This is a genomic window from Veillonella parvula DSM 2008 (assembly GCF_000024945.1).
Lineage (GTDB): Bacteria > Bacillota > Negativicutes > Veillonellales > Veillonellaceae > Veillonella > Veillonella parvula.
In genome coordinates this window covers 609,312-629,827 of record NC_013520.1, presented here as the reverse complement: position 1 = coordinate 629,827, position 20,516 = coordinate 609,312, and the positions used below count along the sequence as shown (strand labels likewise).

Genomic DNA, 20,516 nt, shown 5'->3' with positions numbered 1-20,516 from the left:
TTATTGATTAGCTTGTTTCCAATCTTCCATAAATTTTGCAAGTCCTGCATCAGTTAATGGATGTTTCATAGCTTGCATAAGTACTTTAAATGGAACAGTTGCAATATGAGCACCTGCCTTAGCACATTGAATAATATGCAACGGCGTTCTCACACTAGCAGCAATAATTTCAGTTTCAATTTCATGAATAGCGAAAATATCTGCAATATCTTGAATTAATGTAAGGCCATCCATGCTGATATCATCAATGCGCCCCACAAATGGACTCACATAACTTGCACCTGCACGAGCAGCTAATAAGGCTTGGTTTGCAGAAAAAATCAAAGTCACATTCGTTTTAATGCCTTCTTTGCGCAAAACAGCAACGGCTTTAAGGCCTTCTGGAGTCATAGGAACTTTAATAACCACGTTAGAGCCTAATTTCACAAGGTCATGTGCTTCCGCCACCATGCCTTCAGCATCAGAGGAAATAACCTCCGCGCTAACAGGTCCATCAACAAGATTTGCAATTTCAGAAATAACTTGTTTCAAGTCGCGTTTAGCTTTCACGATAAGCGATGGATTTGTAGTTACACCATCAATAAAACCAAAGTCATAGGCCTCTTTAATCTCATCAAATTCTGCTGTATCAATAAAGAATCTCATAAAATGCCCCCTCTTATTTAGCCGGTGAAATCACTTCAACGCCACCCATATATGGCACGAGAACTTTTGGAATTACAACGGATCCATCAGCTTGTTGATAGTTTTCCAAGATAGCGGCTACTGTACGACCTACTGCAAGGCCAGATCCATTTAATGTATGAACGAATTCTGGTTTTCCTTTAGGTCCACGACGGAACTTAATATTAGCACGACGAGCTTGGAAATCAGTCATATTAGAGCAAGAGGAAATTTCCCTATACTTGCCTTGTGCAGGCATCCACACCTCTACATCATAGGTTTTAGCGGAACCAAAGCCCATATCACCTGTGCACAGAGTGATAACACGGAATGGTAATTCTAATAAACGTAATACTTCTTCTGCATTATCCGTTAATGTTTCTAATTCTTTGAAAGAATCTTCCGGTTTAGCTAATTTAACCATTTCAACTTTATTAAATTGATGTTGGCGAATAAGGCCACGAGTATCACGCCCCGCGGAACCCGCTTCAGCACGGAAACATGCGGTGAATGCAGTATAGTATTTAGGCAATTCCTCTTCGCTCAAAATTTCGCCACCGTGATAATTAGTCAATGTAACCTCAGCAGTTGGAATCAAGAAATATTCCGTCCCCTCTACATGATACATATCTTCAGCAAATTTAGGCAATTGCCCGGTGCCCGTCAAAGTTTCACGAGTTACCATATATGGAGTCATCATTTCAGTATAGCCATGTTTGTCTACATGAAGATCCACCATGAAGTTGATAAGAGCGCGTTCCAAACGAGCACCTAACCCCTTATACACAGTAAAGCGAGCTCCACTCATTTTGCCTGCACGGTTGAAATCAAGAATATCGAGGTTTTCACCTAAATCCCAATGAGCTTGTACATCAAAATCAAATTGACGTGGTTCGCCCCATTTGCGTTGCTCCACATTTTCATCTTCATCGGCACCTACAGGAACAGATGCATCACACATATTTGGCAACATCAATGCCGCATCACGCAATTTTGTTTCCACTTCGCGAATACGGTTATCAAGCTCAGCAATCTCATCGCCTACTTTTTTCATTTCTCCGATTTTTTCATCAGCATTTTCTTTATTGCGTTTTAATTTGCTAATTTCTTCTGTTACGGAATTGCGAAGCGCTTTTAATTCTTCTACTTGACCGATCAATTGACGACGTTCATCATAAGCGGATACAAAGGTTTTCAGATCGCCTTTTGTATGACGATTATCTAAATTTTGTTGCACTAAATCAATATTTTCACGGACAAATTTTAAATCTAACATACTATAAACCTCATTTTCCAACTATGTTACGCACAATATATTCAATACGTTTAAGTATACCATATATTGGTGTATTTATCATTAAATTATGTGCTATATACTAGTCTTCACACTAATAATTTATATTATTCATCATCTTCTTCATCTAGCAAATAATCTTTTGCCATCCATTTACGCGTGCCTGTAAAAGAAATGGTTACCCATTTTTCCGTTGGGTTACCACCAATTTCTTGGTCAATTTCATTGCGAATAGCATCAATTTCAGCAATGGTTTGATAGGGAAAGCTTTTACGAACTAAAATATCAATTTCAATAATTCGAGTATTGCCGTATACTTGCACGCTCGTCACATAATCTTTAAAATTATACTTTTCCATAAAGCGATCCATAATTTCTTGCACTTCATTATGCAATGAAGTTGGTGCCCACCCCAATATTTGTTTCATGGATGGCACAATAATACGAAATGCCGACGGTACCATTTGTACAGCTAAAATAATTAATACAATAGGGTCAATATAAGTAGCCCATCTAGCATATTCAGTACCTTCTAGCATAGTAGCCACAATAAAGCTAATCAAGATAGCCGCTTCTAACAAAGCATCGACATACCAACTTACATTATCAAATTTAATCAAGTTAGACTGTAAACTTTTATTAATACGACGTACATAAAGATAGTAAGCAGTATCTGCAACGGTAAAGAATATAGCATAGAAAATAGCTGGTCCGAAGTCTACGTGACGTCCACCAGACAAAAGATCTGTAATGCCACTAGATAAGGCATAAATTACTATGAGAAGAATAAAAAAGCCCTCCACGGCGAGCACCAGAGGTTCAAATTGCCAAAAACCGAATTGGAATCGCTTACTCGTTTCTCTAGCAACTAACTTGGCTGTCATAAGCATCATAATCTTAATAACAACATCAACGAAGGAAAATACCCCATCTAACAACACTGCACTAGATCCTGTCACAATCCCCATTACAGTACCGCTCACCGCAACTAGCGCCATCAAAGCAACAGATTGCATTAGTAGCTTTTGTTCAATAGAGCGCCTTGCTCCTAATATATCCATTAAGATCCCCACTTTCTTAATTTGTACATTTTTTTATTATACACCAAGTGAATTGATGAGCAAAATCACCCTGTTTAATAATATAAACAGGAAGCCTATAAAACCTGCTATAAATCATAGTCCAAAGTTTATCTGACGCCTCGGTCAGGTTCTGAAAAATACAGCGAAAAGCAGCTAGTTTGAAGGATATACAAACTAGCTGCTTTAAATATATCAGTATTCTTTTCTGTAAGATATAAACTTTACCCTTTTGGACTCGGAACTACGCGACCAGCCACATAGCGTTCAATGATATGACGATCATCCCCTACGTATAACCAGCGCTCTAAGCGCTCTTCTAAAAAACGTTCATTTGGATCGAACAATGAGGCATCATCAATGATAAGGGCATCTAATTCATAGCCTTTTTCAAAGCTTCCAACGTGACCAAAGAATTGTCCACCACCCTTTGTAGACATATAGAAGGCTTCACTTAGGGTGAGCGGTGCATAGTTTGAGTCTACTTCAGCCCATTTCATTTTGGATAAACCAATAGCTTCAGTAAGGACCTTTGCCATCGATACAATATGTCCACCAGAAATATCGGAGCCTAAACCGATTGGTATATTCCGCTCAATCAGCTTACGAATCGGTGCAATTCCGCTAGAAAGATTTACATTTGAATAGGGACAATGGGATACCATGGTCTGCGTTTCAGCCATGCGATCCATTTCTACATCGCTCAAATGAATGCAATGAGCCATTACAGTTGGCACAGTACCCATCAAATGATGTTCATAGTACACATCTGTATAGTTTGACGACTCAGGATGTAAAGCTGCAACCCAATCAATTTCTCCGTGATTTTCCGACAAATGAGATTGAACAGGAACATCGTATTCTTTCGCTAATTTAGCAAGTCCTGTCATGAGTTCACTTGTACAAGATGGTACAAAACGAGGGGTAATAATTGGTTTTACTAAAGGTCCAAATTGAGCTGACGCATCTAACCATACTTTAGTATCAGCTAAGGATTGATTCGTTTCTTCAATCAAAAATTCCGGACTATTACGGTCCATGTTTACCTTGCCCACATAAGCTGACAATCCTGCTTTTTGTAAAAGCTCCATCAACACCAATGTGCTGTCTTTATGGATTGTACCAAACAAAATACTTCTCGTTGTACCATTGCACCATAAGTCGTGAACAAAGGCACCATAAACTAGGCGAGCATAATCTGGATCACTAAACTTTGCCTCTTCAGGAAATGTATAAGTCTCAAGCCACGGTAAAAGTTCCTTATCCATACCAAGTCCACGATTACAATATTGTGGTGCATGCGCATGGGTATCCACAAAGCCAGGAATGATGAGATTATCACCGTAATCAACAACATCATATTCTGTATAAACTGTAGGAATACTTTCACCACAATGAACAACCACACCATCTACAGCAATAACATAACCCTGTTGAATGGATACAAATGCCGAGGGATCTGGTGTATATAAAATATTTCCTTTTAAAATAAGTGTCGAATTCATATAACCTCCTTGCGTGATCAGAGCAATAAAGTACTGCACCCATATACTACGCTAGATTTTCCTTTAATAGACTATGCTATATGATTCATAGTATATGCTATTTAAATAGCAAAGTGAATGATGAACGCCACAGTCATGATGTACATAATAGGATGAATATCGTGACGACGACCTGTAGCCAATTTAATTAATGTATAAGAAACAAAGCCAAAGGATAAACCTTGAGCAATACTAAATGTTAATGGCATAAGAAGAATTGTTAAAAATGCTGGCAATGCTTCCGTGAAATCCGTGAAATCAATATGTGTTACTTCACTCATCATAAATACGCCAATGGTGATCAGTACAGGAGCTGTCGCTTGTACGGGCACCAATAAGAACAATGGTGCAAAGAACAAGGATACCAAGTATAACAGACCAGTTACTACTGCCGTAAGACCTGTACGACCACCGTCGGCAACGGCTGCCGCGCTTTCAATATAAGAAGTCACTGTAGAAGTACCTACAATGGCACCTGCTGCAGCACCAATAGACGTACATAGCAATGCTTTGTTCAAACCTTCGAACTTACCATTTTCATCTACCAAGTTAGCTTTTCTCGTTACACCAATTAATGTACCGATATTATCAAACATATCTACAATGGTAATAGAAAAAATAATAGAAAAGATACCATATTTAATAGCGCCCATTACATCTAGCTGAGCGAATGTATCAACCGGAACTGGTGGTATCAAGTTAAAGATATCCGCGCTTGTAGTAGGCATCTTAGTTAAACCTAATCCCATTGCTGCGATTGTAGTGAACGCCATGCCAATGAGCAAACCGCCTTTAACTTGTTTTGCTAGCAAAATACTAGTAATAAATAAGCCTAACAAAGTCAATAATACTGCTGGATCTTGCATATTACCTAACGTTACAAAGGTAGCATTATTAGGTACGATAATATGAGCATTTTTAAAGCCAATGAAGGCAACGAATAAACCAATACCTACACCAATAGAGGTTTTCAGTACTTGTGGAATACCATCTACAATTTTATTAAGAACTTTGGTAACTGTTAAAATAACAAATACTGTACCGGAAATAAAAACGGCACCTAATGCAGTTTGCCAACTAAGGCCCATGGCACCACAAATGGTATACGAAAAAAATGCACTAAGGCCAAGGCCAGGGGCTACGATAACGGGAACATTTGCTACTAAGCCAATAAGCATAGTTGCAAAAGCAGTTGTTAAAATTACAGCCGCCACGGCACTAGCATGAGGCATTCCTGATACAGATAGTAAATTTGGTATTACCGCCAGTATATACACGGATGCAATAAACATTGTAATACCTGCAAAGAACTCAGTTTTTACTGATGTTCCATGTTTGGTCAACTTGAAAAATCGATCAAGACAACCATTAGCCTGATTACCTCTTTCATAATCCATTAAACTCATCGCACTTACCTCCTAAACTTTTAGAAACATAAATTTAGTTAAATAAAAAACGGCTACAAGAGCATCATAAATAAGCTCTTGTAGCCGTAAATCTCGGTTCACGCTAGAGAGACTTGACCCATCCCGTCAAGGTTATACAAGGTATGTAGTAGTTCTATACTGTTAATCTATATCATCACATTCAAATTCGATAAAGCGAAGATAAATAAGAAAAAGCTTTATATGCATGATTTTTTATCATATATATTATGTAAATACCACATCTCAAACTTAGTATAAAATTATTTTTATACACTGTCAATAACAATTGATGAATAATCATAAACTATTTTATTATTTTAGAAATTATTTTCTATAGACTTTATATCGTTAATTTTGTTATATACTTATGTACTGGAATACGACCTCAGCATATTAACCATTCCATCAATCTACCGTATAAAATTACAGATAGCATTCATTTTTAAATATATATTTATAGGCACTATCGTAGTAACAGGTTTAAAATGATATTCATATAATACTAAATATTTCATAAATATATAAAAAGCTCCCTACTCAAACAGTAGGGAGCCTTAATAGTGTCGATTATTCAGCTGCTTCTTCAGCTTCAATATGCTTAGGAGCTTCTGGTTTCATCAACGGGAACAATAATACATCGCGAATGGATGCAGAATCTGTTAAGAACATAACAAGACGGTCGATACCAACACCAAGACCAGCTGTTGGAGGCAAGCCGTACTCAAGAGCTGTTACGAAGTCCTCATCCATACGATGAGCTTCATCGTCGCCCGCTTCACGTTCTTTTAATTGATCCAAGAAACGTTGTTTTTGATCGATTGGATCATTTAACTCGGAGAAGCCATTTGCCAATTCACGACCATAGATGAATGCTTCAAAACGTTCTGTAGCCAATGGATTTTCACGACTTGCTTTAGCAAGTGGAGAAATCTCTTTCGGATGACCATATACGATAGTTGGCTGAATCAAGTTTTCTTCTACATAATCTTCAAAGCAAAGATTTAAGATTTTACCAATACCATCATTTTCTGTGTATTCTACATTTAAGCGATCAGCAATAGCACGAGCTTCTTCTACAGTTGTGACTGCATCAAAATCTTCACCAGTGTATTTTTTTACACCTTCAGCCATTGTGATACGATTCCAAGGAGGAGTCAAATTAATTTCTGTACCTTGGTATGTAATTTCTTGCGTACCAAGTACTTCTTGAGCACAGTAGGACACAAGATTTTCTGTTAAGCGAATCGCATCCTCTACATCGCCATAAGCTTGATAAGATTCAATAGTAGTAAATTCTGGATTATGACGATTATCGATACCTTCGTTACGGAAGCAACGATTCATTTCGAACACGCGGTCCATACCACCAACGATTAAACGTTTTAGGTACAATTCTGGTGCAATACGCATATAAATATCGATATCAAGCGCATTATGGTGAGTGATGAATGGACGTGCAGCAGCACCACCAGGGATAGCATGCATCATCGGTGTTTCCACTTCCATGAAGCCATCACGCATCATGTATTCACGAATTTTAGCAACGATTTGAGAGCGTTTTACAAATGTATCACGTACTTCAGGATTTACAATCAAATCAACATAACGTTGACGGTAACGAAGTTCTGTATCCTTTAATCCATGCCATTTTTCTGGTAATGGACGTAAAGACTTAGATAACAATGTTAATTTGTTAACTTTAATGGTAACTTCACCAGTATGAGTTTTAAATACGTGACCTTCTACGCCGATAATATCACCTATATCAAGCATTTTAACGTATTTATAAGCCTCTTCGCCCAAAACATCTTTACGGAAGTATACTTGAATATCACCAGATTTATCACGAATATTCGCAAATGCCGTTTTACCATGGGAACGGATTGTCATCAAACGACCTGCAATAACTACAGGCTGACCATCATATTTCAAGAAGAAGTCTTCTTTAATGTCTTTTGCGTAATCTTTTACGACAAAACGTTGACCAAATGGGTAAATACCATCAGCTTCATATTCGGCTAATTTATCGCGGCGAATTTGCATTTGCTCATTCAGCTCTTCTTGTATATTTTTAATTTCTTCACTCATGTTATCGCCTCTTTGTCGGTAATTGTAAATTATTGGATTGCTAACACTTTGAATGTTACAGGACCATCTGGTGTGGAAACCTCTACTTCATCACCCTTACGTTTACCCAAAATAGCTTTACCTACAGGAGATTCATTAGAGATACGATTGTTAAATGGATCCGCTTCAGAGGAACCAACGATAACATATTCCAATTCATCGTTGTACATAGTGTCAAGTACAGTAACTTTACTACCTACAGATACAACATCACCTTTAACAGATTCATCGATGATCTTCGCAGTGTTAATTTTATTCTCTAACTCTACAATATGACCTTCAATAAAAGCTTGTTCATTTTTTGCATCATCATATTCAGAGTTTTCACTGATATCGCCATATTCAATAGCAGTTTTAATACGTTCAGATACTTCAATACGGCGTACAGATTTATAGTACGCTAATTCTTCTTCTAATTTCTTTAAACCTTCGGCGGTAAGTAATGTTTCTTTTACATCTGCCATGGGTACCCCACTCTTTCTACATATAAATAATAAGAAAAAGTGTCATAGTAAGATGACACCTTATCTTTTGTTTCTAAATTATCTCAACCATTATATAAAAATACTATTCATTTGTCAATCTGACTAACCTTCGGACAATATTTTGCGATACGATTCTAGCTCATTGTGAAAGCTCGTTACAGTTTGAATTGTATTCACGCGATTGCGCCAATATGCAGATTCTGGTAATCCCTTCATATACCACCCCGCATGAGTCCGTATCTCCTTAACGGCCATACCTTCACCCTTGTATTGGCATAACAAGTCAAAATGCTTTAATAACATATCTAGACGCTCTATATCGGTCGGTCCTGGTAACACTTCACCAGTAGCTAAATAGTGGTGAATGCGACCAAATATCCAAGGGTTTCCTTGTGCCCCACGACCTACCATTACGGCGTCACAGCCTGTTTCATCAAGCATTTGCTTAGCATCTTCAGGCTCCACAATATCACCATTGCCAAGTACAGGTACAGATACAGCTTCTTTCACAGCCTTAATATAAGACCAATCCGCATGCCCACTATACATTTGCTCCTTTGTACGACCATGTACGGCAATAGCAGCTACACCTGTAGACTCAATGCGCTTTGCAAAATCCACTACATTAATAGAGTCACTATCCCAACCGATGCGCATTTTTACAGTAACAGGTACATCGACAGCCTCAACAGCTGCTTCTGCAACACGCGCCGCTAGATCAGGATTTTTCATAAGTGCTGAACCATCGCCAGAGGTAACCACCTTTTTTACAGGACAGCCCATGTTTATATCTACAATATCGGCGCCAGCATTGGCCACAACCTTAGCCCCCAAAGCGATTGCTTCTGGATTAGAGCCAAAAATTTGCATAGATACAGGACGTTCTACATCTTCAATGCGCAATAATTCATGAGTACGCTCATTCTTATATTTAATGCCCATAGCACTGACCATTTCGGTACACACCAAGGCTGCACCATGTTCTTTGGCCAATAGTCGATACGCAATATCGCTAACCCCTGCCATAGGCGCTAATATGGCTTGACCATCAATTTTGACAGCCCCAATTTGCCACAGTTTATTATTCATATAATTCTATTTCCCTTAATAAAAAAGGTACAGCATAAGCTGTACCCGAATGTACACTACTTCGTTACATATACGTAACTATATTATAGTAGCATTATTTATTTCTTTCGTAAATAAGGCGTAAGCCTTCCAATGTAAGCATTGGTTCTACATGGTCAATGCAATCTGTAGCACTGCTAATAAGCTGTGCCAAACCACCTGTAGCCACTACAGTTACATGATCTCCCATTTCCGCTTTCATACGAGACACGAGTCCCTCTACTTGACCTACATAACCGTAGAACATACCAGATTGCATAGAAGACACCGTATTTCGGCAAATGACTTGTCCTGGGTCTCTCACATCGATACGAGGTAATTTGGCCGCCCGTTGGAATAAAGCTTCTGCAGAAATTGTTACCCCTGGAGTAATAACTCCGCCCACATAGTCGCCATTACCTTGTACCGCACAATAAGTAGTAGCGGTACCAAAGTCGATGATAATTAAATCACCTTTATAAAGTTCATGTGCCGCTACGGCATTTACGATACGGTCAGCCCCTACTTCACGAGGATTATCATACTTAATAGCGATGCCAGTTTTAGTGCCTGGACCTACAATAAGAGGATTTACATTAAAGTAGCGCAAACACACGCGCTCTAATGTAGGCATCAATGGTGGTACAACCGAGGAAATAATGATAGCATTAATATCTTTTACATCAACCTTACGATCGTGGAAGAATAAGTTCATCATCAGCATGCCATATTCATCGGTGGTACGGACCCGATCTGTGGAAATACGCCAGTGCCCCACAAGTTCTGTCTTGTCGTATACACCGAGAACAATATTGGTGTTTCCCACATCAATTACTAATAACATTAATGCCTCCTATTTACGCGGACGAATTGATACGTCCCCTGCCACAATACGTTTAATTGTCCCATCCGAGATTCTTACTAATAAATTACCATCTTCATCAATATCTTTAGCTACCCCTTCATAGGTATTGCCAGGGGCACGCACTTCAATTTCTTCACCGAGAGTAACAGATAATTGACGCCATTCATTAAGGGTTTCGTCAAAGCCACTATCGAGCACTTCATAGTATTGATGTTCTAATTCTTCTAATATAAGTCTAAATGCTTCTGTGCGCTCAATATCAATATCTTCCATCGCAAGGGATGTCGCAATTAATTTTAACTCTTCTGGTAGTTCTTCTTGTTTTGTTTTTACATTAACCCCAATGCCCATTACAATATGAGAAATTTCTTCCATAGAACCAGACATTTCTGTCAAAATACCTACTAGCTTACGACCATTCACAAGAATATCATTAGGCCACTTTATCCCCGCATCAGTGAGTCCTATCTTATGAAAGGCCTTTGTTAAAGCCACTGCAGCCATCAACGTACACTTTGGAGCCTCTACAGGTGGAAAATCAGGACGTAAAATCAAACTAAACCACAAGCCCTTGCCAAATGGAGAATACCAACCACGAGATAAACGCCCACGACCAGCAGCCTGTTCCTCAGTAACCACAACCGTACCTTCTTCTGCACCTTGTTGAGCTAAACAACGAGCTTCTAAGTTCGTAGACTCCGTGGTATCCATATAAACATATCGTTTACCAAATACATCTGTTTTTAAGATTTGTTTCATTGCCAAGGGGCTCAACAAATCAGGTTCTTCCAATAATCGATACCCTCTCTTGGTATAAGATTCAATTTTGTAGCCTTTTTGACGTAACGCCTTGATATGTTTCCAAATAGCTGTGCGCGAAACATGGCAGGCTTCGGACATATCTTGTCCCGATACGAAACTACCTTGGTTTTGTCTCAAGAATTCTAGCACTTCATCACGCATAGTTTAGAGCCCCTTTCTTTGTCAACCTAGGTTTACAATTCGATTGTACAAGTGTACCTTGTAAAATGCAAGGATTATTTAAAATAATTAATGTTATAATGTATATAGTATAAAGGTATACATAAAAAAATAGATAACAATAATGCTATCTATTATTCTTCGGAGAGATATATGAAACAGTTTACATTAGAAGAGAAAAATCAAGTTTTAGAGAACCCTTTTATCCATATTCATCGAAAACTGGATGTACTACTCAACATAGGGAAGTTACTAATGGAATGTGGGGCAAATACAAATCGAATCATTGAGGAAATGCTAAAAGCCGCAACATTTATGGGAATTCCTCATGATTACTTAAATATCCATATTTCATATACCACTATTATGGTCAATCTATTACACAAAGAACGATCCATAACGGTCTTCAGAAAAACACCGGTTCATATTCCGAATATGGCTATGATCAATGCCGTATCAAAGCTCACATGGCGCGCCTTTGAGCGACATTACTCACTAACGACCTATGAACAACTAATTGCCAAACTGGATACAACTATACCAACGTATCCAAACTGGATAAAAGGACTAGCTTGTGCACTAGGTTCGGCAGGTCTTGCATACCTTTACAGTGGCGATATTATCGCATTTATCGTTACTATCATATGTTCTAGTATTGGTTATTTTACGCGCACCCTATCAGGCAGATTAGGGCTTAATGAATATGTAGGAATCGCATTAGGCGGATTTGGTGCCATGATATCGGCTTACGCTTTTTATAGTCATGTAAATAATGAATCCTTACTATATGTACTCGTTTGCTGCACCTTGTTCATGATTCCTGGGGTACCATTGATCAATTGTGTCATCGATATCATTAATAATCATATTTTATCGGGCATGACACGAGCCATTAGAACGCTACTCATCGTGGGTAGCATGACTTTAGGTATGGCCATGGCACTCTACTTTAGCCCTGCACCAGCATTTAATTTTGTTGATATTAAACCTCATGTTATTTCCATAGAGCAAGTTATCGGTTCTTTTACAGCTGCAGCCGCTTTTGCGGTACTTTTTAATGCTCCTGTCAGACTATTAGTATCCATTGGTATTGGTGGCGTACTATGTGTATGTATTCGCAATATACTATCCGTAGAATTAGGATTTTCTACACCAGGTGCTACCTTTATTGGTGCTGCCATTATGAGTATTATTTTTGTAAAAGTTTCTACTTGGTTAAAAACATCTAGCACTATCATTATCGTGCCGTCTGCCATCGCATTAATGCCCGGTATACTGTACTACCGATTTCTCTTCGACATGTTACACATCAATGCATTAAATGATGCTAGTCTAATCCTTATGATACAAAATGGTGTAACTGGCACATTTACAACTATAGCTATAGCAATCGGTGTAGCTATACCAAATGTTTTGGCACAAAAATATTTGCAAAAACTAAAAGAACAGCGCATGACAGAGCTTCTTGCCACACGTCATATAAACGATGGACAGTAAAAAAGAGCTAGCCTTCTAAAAAGGCTAGCTCTTTTTCATTTGGACAAAATCCATTATTTAATTTCATTAGATGATGCTTCACTAAGATCTGCTACAGTACTAGTTGTTTTTTTAGCATCAACACCTTCTGGTACTATGCTACTGTCTGCTTCAGAAGCTACTTTAGGCTCCTCAGCTTCAGGTTCTTTTGTTGTACCATATTTGTAAAGATTATCTACCGCTTTCGCATCGATTGTTTCCTCTTCTAACAAAGCATTTGCCATGTCATGTAAGAATTTTTCATTATCGCTAAGAAGTTTTGTTACATCTTTATAAGCTTCTTCTACGATACGATGAATTTCAGAGTCGATTTTCGCAGCGATTTCTTCACTATAGTTGCGCTCATGGCCCAGGTTTTTTCCTAAGAAGATTTGTTCTTGTTGTTCACCGAACACGATAGGGCCAAGCTCATCACTCATCCCCCAACGAGTTACCATAGCACGAGCAGTATTGGTTACACTTTGAAGGTCTCCAGAAGCACCTGTACTGATTTCATCTAAAATCAAGGCTTCTGCAATTCGACCACCAAGAGCCACCCGAATATCTGCTAATAATTGAGATTTTGTTTTGTAGTTTTGTTCTTCCGTTGGAAGCATCATAGTGTAGCCACCAGCTGCACCACGAGGAATAATTGTTACCTTATGAACAGGATCTGCATGAGGCAATAGATGTGCCACAATAGCATGACCAGATTCATGGTACGCTGTTAACTTGCGATCTTTGTCGCTCACAATGTGACTGCGGCGCTCAGGACCCATGCTAACCTTTTCACTGGCTTCTTCAACTTCAGCCATAGTAATTACTTTTTTGTTAAGACGAGCCGCCAAAAGAGCTGCTTCATTTAACAAATTGCTCAAGTCTGCACCAGTAAAGCCTGGAGTTTTCTTCGCAATTATTTTCAAGTCTACATCATCAGCCAAAGGCTTATTACGAGCATGAACTTTCAAGATTGCTTCACGGCCGCGTAGGTCTGGACGACCTACGATAACTTGACGGTCAAAACGCCCTGGACGTAAAAGTGCGGGATCTAGAATATCTGGGCGGTTTGTTGCAGCGATAGTAATAATACCTTCGTTAGCACCGAAACCATCCATTTCAACGAGCAATTGGTTTAATGTTTGTTCACGTTCATCGTGACCGCCACCAAGACCGGCGCCACGTTGACGACCAACCGCATCGATTTCATCGATAAAGATGATACAAGGAGCGTTCTTTTTCGCTTGTGTGAAAAGATCACGCACACGAGAAGCACCAACACCAACAAACATCTCTACAAAGTCAGAACCAGAAATCGTAAAGAATGGTACCCCTGCTTCACCAGCAACAGCTTTAGCAAGTAATGTTTTGCCTGTACCTGGAGGCCCTGCCAATAATACACCTTTCGGAATTTTAGCACCGATAGTTGTAAACTTGCCTGGATCCTTCAAGAATTCTACTACTTCTTCTAATTCTTGTTTTGCTTCTTCAGCGCCAGCTACATCTTTGAAGCTAACCTTTACATTGCCTTCACCCATCAATTTAGCACGGCTTTTACCAAAGTTCATCACTCGGCCACCGCCACCTTGAGTTTGTTGCATGATGAAGAAGAACAATACAACCAAAATAATAATTGGAATAGCAGAACCTAACAAGCTCATCCACCAAGCTGGTTGCTCAGGTGGAGCTGCAGTAATTTCTACACCATTATCTTGTAAAGTTTTGATTAACGTTTCATCAGTTGGCGCATAAGAATTGAATTCTGTTCCATTTTTTAGTTTACCTTTAATACCATGATCATTGGTAATCGTTACGGACTCAACCTTTTTCTGTTGTACTTGTTGAATAAATCCTGTATAACTGAGTTCAGATTTATTCGCACTTTGACCAGAGAAAGCGTCAATGGCGATAACGAAAGCGGCAATGATAAGTAAATAAAGGACGATATTTTTTGTAAATCGACCCAAAATATTACCCCTTTCAATAATAGTTTAGTGGCATAAACGAATTGAGTACATCTCATTGAGAGATGCACTCATATATTATATCATATTTTTAATTTTGATACATTTCTTCCTTTAAAATACCTATATAAGGTAAGTGACGATATTTTTCTGCATAGTCTAAACCATAGCCGATAACAAAGTAGTCAGGGATGACAAAGCCCACATAGTCTACTTCTACATCCATTTTACGGCGTTCAGGCTTATTCAACAACGCTGCAAGGCGTACACTTTTAGCTCCACGAGCATGTAAATTTTCTAGCAAGTAATGTAATGTTGTACCCGTATCTACAATATCTTCTACAACGAGTACATGCTTTCCTTCTACAGAGCGATCCAAATCTTTTAAAATTCGAACTACCCCTGTACTAGTTGTACCGCTGCCATAGCTAGAGCAAGAAATAAAATCGAAGCTTACATCCACACTCTCATCGATAGAGCGAGCTAAATCTGTAAAGAAAACGATAGCACCTTTCAATACACCTACGAGAACTACGGATTCCCCTTTATAGTCAGCACTGATTTGACGACCTAATTCAGCCACACGAGCCTTTAATTGTTCCTCTGTATATAAAATATCTTTTGCATCTTGATGCATCTATATGACCTCCGCGATTCATATTAATGTTTGCAATATACTTTTATTGTATCACATTGAGCACTTACTTTTATACTTTTTATATTGAAAGTTTTCTCTTCCCCAGTGTTAACAATGTCCAGTAATTGCTCTTGATGAGCAGTGGTAAGCTTAATTTCAGAATCAAGGATGCTCACCAGTCTTTGCCACAATCGACGTTGTATAGCCAACGGCTCCTTACGTAACTCTCTACGAGATATAAACGCGCCCTCATCAGAGATAGTTACTAACTCATCAAACACCATATCCGTTAAATTAGAAATAAGAGAAACGTCTTCGCATACAGAATTCCCTAGTCTTACAATGGCATTAACAACGTTAGGATTAATAGTTTCTAACTCAGGTATAATACGATGACGAATTCTATTTCTTTGATATCGCACATCCTCATTTGTACTATCTATACAGTAAGAAATATCTTTCTCTTTTAAATATAGAAGTAATTCTTCTTTTGTGACATCTAACAGAGGTCTTACTACTGGAACAGTATAATCATTACTAACAACGGCCATGCCTGTCAAACCATTAAGTCCAGTCCCTCTAATAAGATGTGCTAAAATTGATTCTGCTTGGTCATCTTTATGATGAGCTACTGCAATATAGTCATACCCCTCAGACTGTGCTATATCGGTTAGCCATTGATACCGAACTTGGCGGCCTATAGTTTCCTCTGATAGCTTTTGAGCTTGACTCAATTTAGGTACGTCAAAGACAGCCGTATAAAATGGCAGTCCTAGTACGTCCACTTGAGTTCGTAACCATAGGACCTCATCCTTGCTTTCAGGACGAATACAATGATCTACGATAGCAACTCCAAGCTCATATACTGTATGGCGATGTGTAGCAATATCTTGCAATAAATGCAATAAAGCCATCGAATCAGAACCACCAGAACAAGCTACCAAGATACGACAATTCTCAGGAAATATATCATGTAATTTTAAAGTGTGATTAACGGTTCGAATGAGTGCTTTCACATTCACGGGCCATCGCCTCCATACCATCTTGGTCGCTCACAAATACATGAGGGACCTCATAGGAATCCATAAAGGACGTTAAAATCTCTGCACCAGCAACGATGATGTCGGCACGACCTGCCGGTAAACCTTTCACTTGTAGTCTCTCGTCACGACTCATATACCGTAATTTCATAATAATGCCTTCCACCGTTTCACGGCTCAATTTGTGACCTTGCACCTTTATACCATCATAGTGGTCTAAGCCTAAATCAATAGCAGCCAAGGTTGTTAGAGTGCCACCAATACCGATAAACTCACCAAATTCACCTTCAATCATCATCGGATCCCAAAGAAAACGGGTTTCCTCCCACACGCATTGAGGGCCTTCATCAGATATAGATTGAAGGCGTACCGCTCCCACAGGATAAGAACGGCTCCAGTACATTCCGTCCTTGTTACCTAATGCAAGTTCTGTACTCCCTCCACCAATATCGATAGTCGTATAATGACGTCCATCCTTTAATTGATCTCCTAAAGCGCCATAAAAGCCATACATGGCCTCTTCATCACCAGATAAAATACGCCAGTCCATAGGACAGTATGTATTAATACGTTCCATAAATGCAAGTCCATTGGCCGCTTCACGAACAGCACTAGTCGCAAAACCAAAGCAATAGTCAGCACCGTATTCATTTGCTATTTTTTGTATATCCGTAAAGGCTTGATAGGATGCTTCCATGGATTCATCTCGCAAGGTACCATCTGCATTTCGTTGACCTAAACGAGTAGTCCACAACTGCTTAGGCTCATAACGCCACTCGTTATTCTCATAGGTAGCCAATAATAAACGCACTGAATTAGAGCCAATATCGATAATTGCTAACTTCATAATCGCTCCTTACATATAAATAGCATTCTCCTAATACTATTATAGCGTTAATACTCCATACATAAGTAAAGAGATGGCGGAATGCCATCTCTCACTATTAATCTCGACGACCGCCTCGGCCTCCGCGTTTTCCTTCGGTATTGCGTTTTAAATCGTGTAATCGTTCATTACTATCGCGCAAGAATGATTTCATCTTCGCTTCGAAAGACTCTATACTTTGTTTCGATTGAACACGATGAGGACGTTTTTCTTCGTCCATACCCTCTTTAGGTTGTGTTTGACGAATCGAAAGGCCAATTTTATTACCATCAATGGATAAAACCTTAACCTTTACCGGATCCTCAACCTTTAAAAGAGTATTAATATCTTCGACATACCCATGAGCTACTTCAGAAATATGAACTAACCCCGTTTGTTTTTCTCCTAAATCAACAAATACGCCGAATTTTGTAATACCTGATACGGTACCATCAATAATGTTACCAACTTCGATTGCCATGCAACCTCCTAATTAATGCGGAAACCTTAAACTACAAACTAATGCGAAGCAAAAAATAATAAAGTATAACCTATTTTACATATGGTACTTCACCAGGCTTTACCAATCCTAGCTCCTCACGAGCAACCCCTTCTATGGTCTTTGGATCTTGTAACCTGGCCTTTTCCTGTTCTAACTCTTCATTTCGCTGCTGTAACTCTTGCAATTGTTGCTCTATATGTTGTTTTTCTTGATATACAGCCACCAAGCGATAAGCCTGCCCTAACAGTAACAGCACCATAATCCCTATGCCAATTCGCTTGATCCACATGAGGATAATACGCTGATCCTGTGCTTTGCGATTAAGACGAACCCGTTTGCGCGGCCTTTTTGGGCGTTGTACATCCATAGTGTCCTGAGTCATAATGTCCCCCAAATATTCATCATCTGTATACTGTCATTTTTAGATTATACCACATAACAGAGCTTGGGACTAAAGAAAATTACAGATATTTCTCATTAAGAACGGTAACATAAATCCGTATAAATTTAAAACTCCATATGCAATGTAAACTTTCTATATACAAAAGTAAACATCCACTTACATAGACTCAGCCTTTACAACATGTTCACGAATGACAGCACAAGAAGTTTTAAATAAGGCTAGCTCTTCATTGGTTAGTTGCAGTTCAAAAACATCTTCGATACCATCTTTACCAATAACAGCAGGAGTAGATGCAAATATTCCTTCTTCTCCATATTGTCTATCTAAATAACAGGAGCAAGGCAATACCTTCTTTTCATCATGGAATACGGCGCGAATCAATTCTGTGGTAGCACTAGCAATCCCAAACTCCGTAGAGCCTTTACCAGCTAGTACATGATAGCCACCAATTTTAACATCATCTAGTACTTTTGTATGGTCAAGTTTAGGAAATCTATGAGGTAGCTCTCGATATAATTCTAAAAGTGGTTTACCTTGTACACAGACATGGGACCACGGCACCATGGCACTACCTCCATGTTCACCTAAACAGTAGGCCGTAATAGAGCGATTACTAATAGTAAAGATATGAGCTAATTCTTTTTGTAATCTAGCTGAGTCTAGCGCTGTTCCCGTTGAAATGATACGTTTAGGGTTCCACTCAAGATGTTTACATAAATAAGTGGCTACTACATCAGCGGGATTAGAAATTGAAATGATTAAGCCTTTGAAGCAAGATTGCTTGATACGTGGAATAACATCTTTAAGTACAGCTACGGTTTCACCAAGACTCTCGAGACGATCTTGATACAAATTCGGCAAAGGTCCCGCACTAAAAACGAGAATATCACAATCTCCACATTCTTCAATAGGACCTGATGTAGCAGTTACTTGATGTGGGATATAGCTAACGGCATCATTAATATCCATAGCTTGCGCTTGAGCTTTTTTCTCGTCAATATCCATCATATATAATTCATCAACCTCACCTTGTAAGGCCAAAGAAAATGCCACATGAGAGCCTACATGTCCAGTACCAATAATACCTACCTTGCGTAACTTCATAAGAGCCTCCATACCTTAGCATAAAACAATAACATATCCTCAAATGCCAATCATTTAAATCACGTATATCCGTATATGATTTACCTTAATAGAATCATAACTCATTTAAATTCATCTCATCCAAATTGAGTGGGAACAAATCTATTTCTTCCATCGCTTGAGGAGATTTTTCTAAATATTGTTTACGCATAGACCATAAGATATCCAAATCTTTAGGATCTAATTTGGATAATGCATATATCATAATAAAATCAGAACCATAATGTCCACGTAAACTATCAGGCACCCCCTTAGAGCCTTCACCACTAATGCGATTATTAAAAAAGCCTTGGATACGACGATTATCTAAATCTATAATAATAAAACCTGATCCATCATACACATATAATGTATGATTAACACGTTTTAATGCACGTACTGTATTCGTAATAAAATACTGGTCCTTCAAATCGATGAGAGACGACTCATAACCAGAATGGTAAAAGTCACCATAATAATGGGCACCTCCATCGGTAGAGTCCAACAAACTTTTAAATTCGTCTTGCTCATCATTACTGAAGTCAGACAATGCTTTTACCTTTGTTATATTCCGTAAACCTCGTTGGTAATCACCCGATTTAGGAGGTTCTATATGTTGCCCTCTAAAGGTAATGGGCATCAAGCGAAGTGTATTATCAGATAAATTATAAATCCCTAGTCCTTCATAACCTAAGAAATACACTTGCGATCCACTGGTCTTCATAGCTAATATTCGTTTTGAAATAATGGCATCACTAGAATTAACCAGTGTATGCGCTTCTGGATCAATACGTACTGTTTTGCTATCATAATTTGCCCCTACAGCAAGCCAGTAAGATATGCCCATTATAATAAGTGCCAGTACAAATAATCCAATACGTTTTATATTCATCTACGCT

The 20,516-nt window shown here is 38.7% G+C and carries 19 protein-coding genes and 1 riboswitch; of the genes, 1 reads left to right on the top strand and 18 read right to left on the bottom strand.

Translation table 11 applies throughout. From position 1 onward, the window contains the following. The 10 genes from fsa to VPAR_RS02565 all read right to left on the bottom strand — a co-directional run bounded on the left by fsa (position 1) and on the right by VPAR_RS02565 (position 11,554). Positions 1–645: a fructose-6-phosphate aldolase gene (fsa, locus tag VPAR_RS02610; RefSeq protein ID WP_012864053.1), complete on the bottom strand. Its 645-nt coding sequence runs from the start codon at positions 643–645 to the stop codon at positions 1–3. A 13-nt stretch (positions 646–658) separates the two neighbouring features. Beyond that, positions 659–1,939, bottom strand: a complete 1,281-nt coding sequence (gene serS / locus VPAR_RS02605; RefSeq protein WP_012864052.1) for a serine--tRNA ligase — start codon at positions 1,937–1,939, stop codon at positions 659–661. Between the two features lie 125 nt (positions 1,940–2,064). Continuing rightward, positions 2,065–3,018, bottom strand: coding sequence for a cation diffusion facilitator family transporter (locus tag VPAR_RS02600; RefSeq protein WP_012864051.1), 954 nt, complete (start codon positions 3,016–3,018; stop codon positions 2,065–2,067). 242 nt (positions 3,019–3,260) lie between these two features. Then, on the bottom strand, positions 3,261–4,541 hold the full coding sequence (gene guaD, locus VPAR_RS02595) for a guanine deaminase (protein ID WP_012864050.1): 1,281 nt from the start codon (positions 4,539–4,541) through the stop codon (positions 3,261–3,263). Between the two features lie 101 nt (positions 4,542–4,642). After that, positions 4,643–5,986, bottom strand: coding sequence for an NCS2 family permease (locus VPAR_RS02590; RefSeq protein ID WP_012864049.1), 1,344 nt, complete (start codon positions 5,984–5,986; stop codon positions 4,643–4,645). 61 nt (positions 5,987–6,047) lie between these two features. Continuing rightward, positions 6,048–6,146, bottom strand: a riboswitch (purine riboswitch). Between the two features lie 428 nt (positions 6,147–6,574). After that, a complete protein-coding gene (lysS, locus tag VPAR_RS02585; protein ID WP_012864048.1) occupies positions 6,575–8,095 on the bottom strand; it encodes a lysine--tRNA ligase in 1,521 nt (506 codons plus the stop codon). A gap of 29 nt (positions 8,096–8,124) precedes the next feature. Then, on the bottom strand, positions 8,125–8,598 hold the full coding sequence (gene greA / locus VPAR_RS02580) for a transcription elongation factor GreA (protein ID WP_004695428.1): 474 nt from the start codon (positions 8,596–8,598) through the stop codon (positions 8,125–8,127). Between the two features lie 123 nt (positions 8,599–8,721). Next, positions 8,722–9,708, bottom strand: coding sequence for a tRNA dihydrouridine synthase DusB (gene dusB, locus VPAR_RS02575; protein ID WP_012864047.1), 987 nt, complete (start codon positions 9,706–9,708; stop codon positions 8,722–8,724). A 94-nt stretch (positions 9,709–9,802) separates the two neighbouring features. Next, a complete protein-coding gene (locus tag VPAR_RS02570; RefSeq protein WP_012864046.1) occupies positions 9,803–10,570 on the bottom strand; it encodes a type III pantothenate kinase in 768 nt (255 codons plus the stop codon). Positions 10,571–10,579: 9 nt separating this feature from the next. Beyond that, positions 10,580–11,554: a biotin--[acetyl-CoA-carboxylase] ligase gene (locus tag VPAR_RS02565; RefSeq protein ID WP_012864045.1), complete on the bottom strand. Its 975-nt coding sequence runs from the start codon at positions 11,552–11,554 to the stop codon at positions 10,580–10,582. A 171-nt stretch (positions 11,555–11,725) separates the two neighbouring features. Between VPAR_RS02565 and VPAR_RS02560 the strand changes: the two genes are divergently transcribed. Next, complete coding sequence (locus VPAR_RS02560; protein ID WP_012864044.1) at positions 11,726–13,069, top strand: threonine/serine exporter family protein; 1,344 nt, start codon at positions 11,726–11,728, stop codon at positions 13,067–13,069. A 53-nt stretch (positions 13,070–13,122) separates the two neighbouring features. Here VPAR_RS02560 and ftsH read toward each other — a convergent pair whose 3' ends face one another. The 8 genes from ftsH to VPAR_RS02520 form a co-directional block, all read right to left on the bottom strand. Continuing rightward, positions 13,123–15,051 (bottom strand): ATP-dependent zinc metalloprotease FtsH, encoded by a 1,929-nt coding sequence (gene ftsH / locus VPAR_RS02555; protein WP_012864043.1) that lies wholly within the window; start codon positions 15,049–15,051, stop codon positions 13,123–13,125. Positions 15,052–15,139: 88 nt separating this feature from the next. Continuing rightward, entirely contained in the window at positions 15,140–15,685 is a 546-nt protein-coding gene (gene hpt / locus VPAR_RS02550) for a hypoxanthine phosphoribosyltransferase (protein ID WP_012864042.1), read from the bottom strand. Positions 15,686–15,708: 23 nt separating this feature from the next. Further along, positions 15,709–16,707, bottom strand: a complete 999-nt coding sequence (gene tilS / locus VPAR_RS02545; protein ID WP_012864041.1) for a tRNA lysidine(34) synthetase TilS — start codon at positions 16,705–16,707, stop codon at positions 15,709–15,711. Next, positions 16,676–17,572 (bottom strand): Ppx/GppA phosphatase family protein, encoded by an 897-nt coding sequence (locus tag VPAR_RS02540; protein ID WP_012864040.1) that lies wholly within the window; start codon positions 17,570–17,572, stop codon positions 16,676–16,678. Before VPAR_RS02540 ends, tilS begins: the two co-directional genes overlap by 32 nt. A 97-nt stretch (positions 17,573–17,669) precedes the next feature. Next, positions 17,670–18,071: a S1 RNA-binding domain-containing protein gene (locus tag VPAR_RS02535; protein WP_012864039.1), complete on the bottom strand. Its 402-nt coding sequence runs from the start codon at positions 18,069–18,071 to the stop codon at positions 17,670–17,672. A gap of 70 nt (positions 18,072–18,141) precedes the next feature. Further along, positions 18,142–18,474 carry an FtsB family cell division protein gene (locus tag VPAR_RS02530; protein WP_012864038.1) on the bottom strand — a complete coding sequence of 111 codons (333 nt, stop codon included), beginning with the start codon at positions 18,472–18,474 and terminating at the stop codon, positions 18,142–18,144. A 177-nt stretch (positions 18,475–18,651) separates the two neighbouring features. Continuing rightward, positions 18,652–19,599 (bottom strand): L-lactate dehydrogenase, encoded by a 948-nt coding sequence (locus tag VPAR_RS02525; RefSeq protein WP_012864037.1) that lies wholly within the window; start codon positions 19,597–19,599, stop codon positions 18,652–18,654. A gap of 94 nt (positions 19,600–19,693) precedes the next feature. Beyond that, entirely contained in the window at positions 19,694–20,509 is an 816-nt protein-coding gene (locus VPAR_RS02520) for a hypothetical protein (protein ID WP_012864036.1), read from the bottom strand. Positions 20,510–20,516: the final 7 nt, after the last annotated feature.